General features: G+C 50.7%; 2 protein-coding genes and 1 pseudogene. All 3 read left to right on the forward strand.

Features of this window, described 5'->3' with window-relative positions:
* Nucleotides 1-139 (forward strand): annotated as a pseudogene (locus KBY08_RS26140) (hemolysin secretion protein D); the annotation flags it as partial.
* A gap of 65 nt (nucleotides 140-204) precedes the next feature.
* The gene (locus KBY08_RS26145) at nucleotides 205-1710 is read left to right on the forward strand and encodes a tetratricopeptide repeat protein (protein ID WP_024660241.1); all 1506 of its coding nucleotides are present in this window, start codon (nucleotides 205-207) and stop codon (nucleotides 1708-1710) included.
* A 191-nt stretch (nucleotides 1711-1901) separates the two neighbouring features.
* Nucleotides 1902-9107, forward strand: a 7206-nt coding sequence (locus KBY08_RS26150; RefSeq protein ID WP_318654647.1) for a calcium-binding protein, incomplete at its 3' end; no start/stop codon positions are given.

The following is a 9107-nucleotide window of genomic DNA, read 5'->3' on the forward strand; positions in this document are numbered from 1 at the left end:
GAATGTGAATGGCGTGGACATCAAGTTGTCGCCGGGCATGGCGGTGACGGCGGAAGTGACGACGAACAAGCGGCGGGTGATTGAGTATTTTTTGAGTCCGTTGCAGCAGCATGCTCAGGAGAGTTTGAGGGAGCGGTAGTTGTGGGTTTGATGAAGGGGGCAGATCCTAGCAGGTTTTGTTCATTATTTTTTTTGGAGGTAATGATGATTGCAAGATATTTAGGCAGAGACGGGTTTTTGAAAAGCAATAATTTGTGGTCTTTGTTTTTGGTTTTTTATTTTTCAAGTAGTGCGCTGGCTTCGGTAAAGGATGGGGTTGATGCATATAGTCAGCAATCGTATGAGCAAGCTTTTTCCATATTTAAAGACGAGGCTGCGAAAGGCGATGCAACTGCGAACTACTATATGGGGCTGCAGTATGAGGAAGGCAACGGTGTTAGCAAGGACCCAGTAAAAGCTTTTGGGTTCATGTCGGAAGCTGCAAATCATGGTATTGCAAAAGCTCAATATAAGTTGGGTGTTTTTTATGAAGAGGGTTTCGGCGTACCTGTAGACTTATCTAAATCTGCTCAATATTATAAGGCTGCAGCGGAGCAAGGGCTGCCCGCCGCACAGTTTAACTACGCACTCATGCTGAGGGACGGTCTAGGTGTAAAAAAGGATGAAGCATCAGCTATTATTTTCATGCAGCGTGCCGCGAATAGCGGCGACGCCGAAGCGCTAAATGGTTTAGGGGTGGCGTATATATTAGGTCGTGGTGTGCGCCGTGATGCGGTTAAAGGGGTTCAGTTTCTTAAATTGGCTGCTGAGAAAGGCGATCCTGGAGCGCAGCGTAACTTGGCTAAATCTTTTAGCGATGGAACGGGCGTTGAAAAAGATGAGCGTAAGGCTTTTGAGTGGTATAAAAAATCAGCTGAGAAAAACGATAAAGTTGCTCAGTTAGCTTTGGGGCAAGCCTATGAATATGGAGTTGGTGTAGAGCAGGATTATGCAAACGCACTTGTTTGGTATAAGCGGAGCGCCTCCAGTGATTATGCTCCGGCACAGTACAAAATTGGATATTTTTATAACGTTGGGAAAGGAGTGGCGCCAGACTTCGAGAAGGCGCGCTATTGGTTTGGGCTCTCTGCTGACCATGGACTTGCGATTGCGCAGACAGATCTGGCAAGCCTTCTTGAGTCCGGCCAAGGCGGTTCTATTGATAACGCCGCAGCTGCAAAATGGTATCGGTTAGCGGCTGCTCAGAATATGCCTCGTGCTCAGTATCAGCTTGCTGTCATGCTAAAAGAGGGGCGTGGTGTAGAGCGTGACTATGCGGAAGCTATACTTTACTTTCGAGCGCTTGCAGCCGAAAAAGTGTCCTACGCTGAAAACGAGTTAGGCAACATGTATAGGCATGGCTATGGTGTTTCTCAAGACTATTCGGCCGCTATTGAGTGGTATTGGAAAGCTGCGAATCAGAATGACGATGCAGCTTTCGCGAATCTAAGCCTTGTCTATCAAAAAGGACTTGGTGTTCCGCAAAATTTGGTTGTTAGTTATGCTTTGCTTAAGTGCGCTCTCAGTATAAAGCCTGGGGGGGAAGCTTATAAGAAGGCGCTAAATTTAACCTTGCGTGGGTTAAGTGATAAGCAATCTATGGAGGGCGAGAAGCTTTCACCCCAGATTTGTAGAGAAAAGAGTGTTGCGGTTAGTAACTATTTAAAATAGATGTTTTTGCGTGGCTTACCCGTGTTCAGTGGGGGGTAGGCAGGCGTGAGCTCAAACTATATGTTGGTTTAAAGTATTTAAAATGCTGGCGTGAGCGTAAGTGCATTGATAGGTGGTTGAAAGTTGATTTCAGCTGGGTTTTGGCTTTTGCGGATATTCCAAAAAATAATTGCTGGCATTAGGAGCTTCTTATGAGTGATTGGACGGTCAAGTATACGTTTAAGTACGATTTTGGTTCTGGCGCGGTCACTCATGAAGCGACTGCTTCCGATGGCCACGGATATACGGGGTCCGTATCAAGCGATGGTCTAGGCGGGTACACTACTTCGCTTAGTGGCCCCATCGGTAAGACGCAAACTTATTCGATCACCAAGAAGCCCGATGCTACTTATCCATCTATTGGAGTGACGCAACAAAATGAAGATGGTAAGTTTGATATAAATTATAGCGATGGTAAGTTCTCAACTGGATACGATTGGTATGCCGGTGATGGTTCTATTCAGCACGCTGGCTATGACTCCCAAAAAGATGCATTTGATTTCAGTCATAACTGGACTGGAGGCGATGGTACCAATTTTGGTATAGGTTATGATACGAAAGATAAAGGGAAGATGACCGTCGATAAGACTTCGCAGGATGGGACTAAGTATGGTATCTCCTTAGATAAAGATAGCGTTAAGACAGAAGTCACTGGAAAGAGTGGTGACGGGACAAGTGAGGGGGGGCTAGGTTTTGATATAGGCTATGACGGTAATATAAAATTTACTGGAAAAATAGACGGTGCCTCGGGCGAGTGGTCAAACTTTCCTGTATTCGGCTTGCCAGATTTTAAAAAGATCGGCGAGGATATGAAATCTGAAATGGAGAAGTCATTCGAGAGAGCTGAAGACGCACGTAGCCCTCTTATACTCGATCTTGATGGCGATGGAGTTGAGACGATTTCTGCTAAAAGTAACGTTTACTTTGATCATGACGGAAACGGATTTTCTGAAAGCAGTGGCTGGGTAGGAAAAGATGATGGCTTGTTGGTTTGGGATAAAAATAAGGACGGAAGAATCAGTCAGGGGGCGGAACTTTTCGGGAACAATACTGTAAACTCTTTGGGCGGTAAAGCAGCTAACGGTTTCTTGGCGCTGGCAGATCTTGATGAGAATAAAGACGGCATTTTTGATATAAAAGATTTTGCATACGCTGAGTTAAATGTGTGGGTAGATAAAAATTCTGATGGCATCGTAGATGCTGGTGAGCTTCTAACTCTGGAGCAAGCTGGCGTGAAATCTATCAGCACGACTTATTCTGAGCCAGGCAAGGTGGATGCGAATGGTGATGTACCGTCGGGTGTCATAGACGCTAACGGTAATGAGCATCGTCAGTTAGGCTCATATACTCGTACAGATGGCAGTGCCGCAGCGATAGAGGATGTATGGTTTGATGTGAACGGCAGGGACACGATTGACACGTCAGCGGTAGTAGTGAGCGCTGATATTTTGGCGCTTCCTGATATACAGGGTTTTGGCAATGTTCATAGCCTCCAACGCTCGATGGCCTCAGATCCTGTATTGAAATCTTTGGTTGAGTCTTTCAAGCGCGAAAATGACCCCTCTGTTCGCCAAACTATAATTATTGATCTTATTTATCACTGGGCTGGTGTTCAAGATATCGACCCGGCTAGTCGAGCAGCTACACAAATTTATGGCAATGTTATTGGGGACGCTCGTAAACTAGCTACGCTTGAAGCTTTTTTAGGTACAGATTACTTGGGTACCTGGTGCTGGGGGACTCGGGATCCCAATCCGCACGGTCCTGCGGCTGGCATATTACTCCAGGCGTTCGACAACTTTGCTGCCGCAATTTATGACAAGCTTATGCTCCAGACTCATCTGCTGGGGGTGTTTGATGGCTTGAGCGTCACAATTGATGAGGCAGGGTATCACTGGGACATATCCTCTGTTCTTGAGAAGCTACAAGCTCAGTATGATGCGGATTTGGAAAAAGGTACTATATTTATTTCTGAGTACGGCAGAAGCCTTAAAGATGTCGGTAGCTTCGGTGAACAACTACTGGAGGTGATTCGCGCAGAGGGACAAAAAGGTAATTCTGGTTTTTCATCTCTGCTAAGCGGGCTAGGCTTCAATAATTCCGTCGGTGGTCTAGGTAATGATGTACTGAACGGTAACGCTTCAGATGACTATTTACTAGGGTTGTCTGGTAACGATCGTTTATACGGCGGGCAAGGGAATGATGTTCTTACCGGAGGGGGTGGGAATGATTATCTTGCAGGTGGCGATGGTTCAGATACATATGATTTTAATGCGGGTGATGGCCAGGATACTATATTTAACGCAGACACTGATGCCGAAGGCAGTAAGGTAGACGTTATTCGGTTTGGTTCGGGTATAGCAGTAAGCGATGTAGTTGTTACCCGTAACTATTACGATTTAGTCCTCAAAATTAAAGGCAGCTCCGACAGTGTTACTGTTCAAAGCTATTTTGATGATGTTACGGTTGCTAATCATGGGTATGCTGTCGATCAAATTCATTTTGCCGATGGAACCATCTGGTCAGTCGAAAATGTTTATTCCATGGCAATAAAATATACGGATGGAAATGATCAGATTTGGGGATATGCAGGCAGCGATAAACTTGAAGGAGCGGCAGGTGACGATATATTGTTTGGTCAGGAAGGTGATGACTATTTAGAAGGCGGCGCAGGTAAGGATACTTTGTACGGAGGCGCGGGTGGTGATCAGCTATTCGGTGGGGAGGGCGGCGATTATGTTGCTGGCGGAGAGGGTAATGACTTCCTGTCAGGCGATGCAGACAACGACACTCTTTACGGCGATTCAGGCAACGACCAACTGGATGGCGGTACTGGCAACGACTACCTCACGGGTGGCGATGGCTCCGACGTCTATCGTTTCAGCCGTGGCTGGGGTCAGGACTCGATCAATAACTACGATTCGAGTGCGGGAAAGACAGATGCTATTGAGTTTGCGGCAGACATTCTTCCGGCCGATATCATTGTCACCCGTTCAGGCTCTGACCTGGTCCTGTCGCTGAAAAACGCTACTGACAGAATTACGATTTCTGGCTATTTCCAGAATGATGGTGTTACTCCCTATGCGTTGGAGAAGATTCGCTTTGCCGATGGCACTGAATGGAATCTTGATCAGATCAAAGCCCTGTCCACTGTCACCACCGACGGTAATGACAACCTCTGGGGTTACGCCACCGATGACGCCCTGAACGGCGGTCTAGGCGATGACAGTCTTTATGGTCAGGCGGGTAATGACACCCTTCAAGGCGGGGCGGGTGCTGACAGTCTTTCGGGCGAAGCCGGAAATGATGCGCTGTTCGGTGAGGAGGGGAATGACTACCTGTACGGTGGCGCTGGCATTGACCAGTTATCCGGCGGCGAGGGCTCCGACTACCTGACCGGCGGCGAAGGCAATGACACCCTGACCGGCGACTCAGGCAACGACACTCTGTATGGCGATTCGGGCAACGACCAACTAGATGGCGGTAATGGCAACGATTCTCTCTCGGGTGGCGAGGGCTCCGACGTCTATCGTTTCAACCGTGGTTGGGGTCAGGACTCGATCAATAACTACGATTCGAGTGCAGGAAAGACAGATGTTATCGAGTTCGCGATGGACATTCTTCCGACCGATATCATTGTTACCCGTTCATATAATGATCTGGTCTTGTCCCTTAAAAATTCCACGGACAAGGTAACGATTTCCGGCTACTTCCAGAATGACGGCGACACGCCCTATACCGTAGAGCAGATTCGATTTGCTGACGGCACTCAGTGGAACGTTGAACAAATCAAGAGCATGGCGGCCTTTACCTTCACTGATGGTAATGATGCCCTTACCGGCTATGCATCCGACGACCGTATTGCTGGTGGTAAGGGGGATGATGTCCTCAACGGTCTTGCCGGCAACGATGTTGTCAGTGGTGACGAAGGCAACGACAACTTGTACGGTGGCACTGGCCAAGACACTTTGAGTGGCGGTTCCGGTTCAGACTACCTGTATGGCGAGGACGGGGATGATTTGCTGTCGGGCAACGCCGGTAGCGATATTCTTTATGGCGCTGATGGCAACGACATCCTTGATGGTGGCACTGGCAACGATACGCTTGATGGCGGTCGCGGCTCTGACACTTACCGGTTTGCAAAAGGGTACGGTCAGGACAGCATCAACAATAGCTCTTACGGCGAAACAGCTGCCGATAAGGTTGATCTCATTCAGCTGGATGGCTTGAATCCGGCCGACCTGCGCTTTTCTCGGTCGGGTGACGATTTTGTCATTCAGATCAAGGCAACAGGTGACACCCTGACGGTGCGTTCGCATTTCAGTCAGGATGGCGTCACCGCCTACGCGATTGATCAACTGAAGTTCGCCGATGGCTCCGTATGGGATGGCGCACAGATCAAAGCTGCCGTTGTTCTGCCATCGGAAGAGGCCGACACTCTCACTGGTTATGCCACAGCAGATAGCCTCTTTGGTCAGGATGGAAACGATTTGCTAAGCGGTCGTGCGGGCGATGATGTGCTCGACGGGGGCAATGGCTCGGACACTTTATACGGTGAGGATGGCAACGACATATTGCTGGGGCGCGCAGGTAATGACTCGCTCAGTGGCGGCTATGGCGATGACGTGCTGGATGGTGGTTCGGGCAACGACAGCCTTGACGGTGGTTATGGTTCTGATACCTACGTTTTCCGTAAAGGCTCTGGCCAGGACACCATCAGCAACGGTGTGTACAACGAGGGCACTGTTGGCAAACAGGACGTCATTCGTCTTGAAGGGCTTAACCTGAGCGATATCAGCCTGCGTCGGGAATACAGTGATCTGATTATCCAGATCAAGGAAACCGGCGATACCCTGCGTGTTTCCTCGCATTTCTCTCCTTCCAGCAGTTACTACAACTACGCCATCGATCAACTGCAGTTTGCTGACGGTACTGTCTGGGGTGTAGATCAGATCAAGGCTTCGTTACTGACGGGGGGCGAGTTCAATGACACGCTCACCGGTTACGACACTGACGATACCCTTCAAGGCTTGGCAGGCAATGACACGATGTATGGTGGGCTTGGCAATGACACCCTTCTGGGAGGAGCAGGACGCGATACGTTATATGGTGAAGACGGTGACGACACATTGCTCGGCGGTACCGACAACGACAGCCTGACTGGCGGCAACGGTAACGATGTTCTGGATGGCGGTGCTGGTAATGACACGCTGGAAGGCGGCAAGGGATCGGACACCTATATCTTCGCTAAAGGGTCTGGCTCCGATTCAATCGATAATTTGACTTACAACGATACGACCCTGAACAAGCTCGATGTCGTTCGTCTGGATGGTTTGAACAGCGGAGACGTCAGTCTGCGCCGCGAATCCGATGACCTTATTGTGCAGATTCTTCAGACTGGCGAAGCCCTGCGCATTCGTTCGCATTTCAGCGCCGAATCCAGCAACTGGAGTTATGCCATCGATCAACTGCAGTTTGCCGACGGCAGCGTTTGGGATCGAGCACAGATCACCTCGGCCCTCCTTGATGGTACTGGAGGCAATGACACCATTACGGGTTACGACACTGCCGACACACTATCCGGACTGGCGGGAAATGACACTCTCAATGGCCGCAATGGCAACGATCTGCTCGATGGTGGAGATGGCAGGGATAGCCTTAACGGTGAGGCCGGCGATGACACCCTTCTGGGTGGTGCGGGCAATGACACCCTTTCGGGTGGCGAAGGTAACGATATCCTTGATGGCGGTACGGGCAACGATTCGCTGGAGGGTGGCAAGGGCTCGGATATCTATGTCTTCCGCAGAGGCTCCGGGCAGGACACCATCAGCAACTACACCTACAACGACAGCACATCGAACAGGCTGGATGTGGTGCGTCTGGAAGGGCTGAATACGGGGGATGTCAGTATTCGCCGCGAGTCCGATGATCTTGTGATTCAGATTCGTCAGACGGGCGAAACCTTGCGCGTCAGCTCACATTTCACCACCGATCAAACCTACGGTTACGCGATTGATCAGTTGCAGTTCGCTGACGGTACGATCTGGGACCAGGCCCAAATCACTTCGGCGCTGTTGATCGGCACGGAAGGCAACGACAGTATCATCGGATATGCCACGGCCGATGAGCTGGTGGGGCTTGAGGGAGACGATGTTCTCAGTGGCCGTACTGGCGATGACCTGCTCAACGGTGGTGAAGGCCGGGACACTCTCTACGGCGAAGACGGTAATGACACGCTTCTCGGGGGGCTCGGCAACGATACCCTGTCGGGTGGCGCTGGCAACGATACGCTTGATGGCGGTGCCGGTAATGATTCCCTGGAAGGTGGCAAGGGCTCGGACACCTATGTCTTCCGCAAAGGCTCCGGGCAGGACACCATCAACAACTATGCCTATAACGACAGCACGCCTGACAAGCTGGATGTGGTTCATCTTGAGGGCTTGAATACCCGTGATGTCAGTATTCGTCGCGAGTCCGACGACCTGCTGATCCAGATTCGCCAGACCGGCGAAACCTTACGCGTCAGCTCGCACTTCTATAGCGATCAAAGCTATGGCTATGCGATCAACCAGTTGCAGTTTGCCGATGGCACTCTCTGGGACGAGGCGCAGATAACCGCGGCCTTGCTGATCGGTACTGAAGGCGATGACAGCGTTACTGGCTATGCCAGCGACGATAACCTCACAGGCCTGGCGGGCAATGACTCCCTGAGTGGACGTGCAGGCGATGATGTGCTCGATGGGGGGGATGGCAAGGACACGCTCTACGGTGAAGACGGTAACGACGCGCTCTTGGGCGGCGCTGGAAACGATTCGCTTAGCGGCGGTGCAGGCAACGATCTGCTTGACGGTGGTGCCGGTAACGACTCGCTTGATGGCGGAAAAGGCTCTGATACTTATGTTTTCGGCAAGGGTTATGGCCGGGACACCATCAACAACTACTCCTACAATGACACCACGCTCGATAAGCTTGACATCGTTCGTCTAGAGGGGCTGACCAAGGATGATGTGAGCATTCGTCGTGAGTCCGATGATCTGGTGATTCAGATTCGTCAGACGGGCGAAACCCTGCGGGTCAGCTCTCATTTCTACAGCGATCCAAGCTACGGCTATGCGATCAACCAGTTGCAGTTTGCCGACGGGGTTGTCTGGGATCAGGCACAGATCACCGCGGCCTTGCTGATGGGCGCTGAGATAGACGACAACATCACCGGTTACGTCAGCGATGATCGTTTGTCTGGCGCACAGGGCAACGACACCCTGAACGGACGTGCCGGTGATGACATCCTCGACGGCGGCGATGGTCGTGACACCCTCAACGGTGAAGATGGCAACGACACACTGCTGGGCGGCGCAGGC

Source organism: Pseudomonas sp. P135 (assembly GCF_020312125.1).
Taxonomy (GTDB): Bacteria; Pseudomonadota; Gammaproteobacteria; order Pseudomonadales; family Pseudomonadaceae; genus Aquipseudomonas; species Aquipseudomonas fragariae.

Excerpts from the sequence above, each read along its gene's own strand:
- KBY08_RS26145 (WP_024660241.1), top strand. The coding sequence starts at position 205 with ATGATTGCAAGATATTTAGGCAGAGACGGGTTTTTGAAAAGCAATAAT.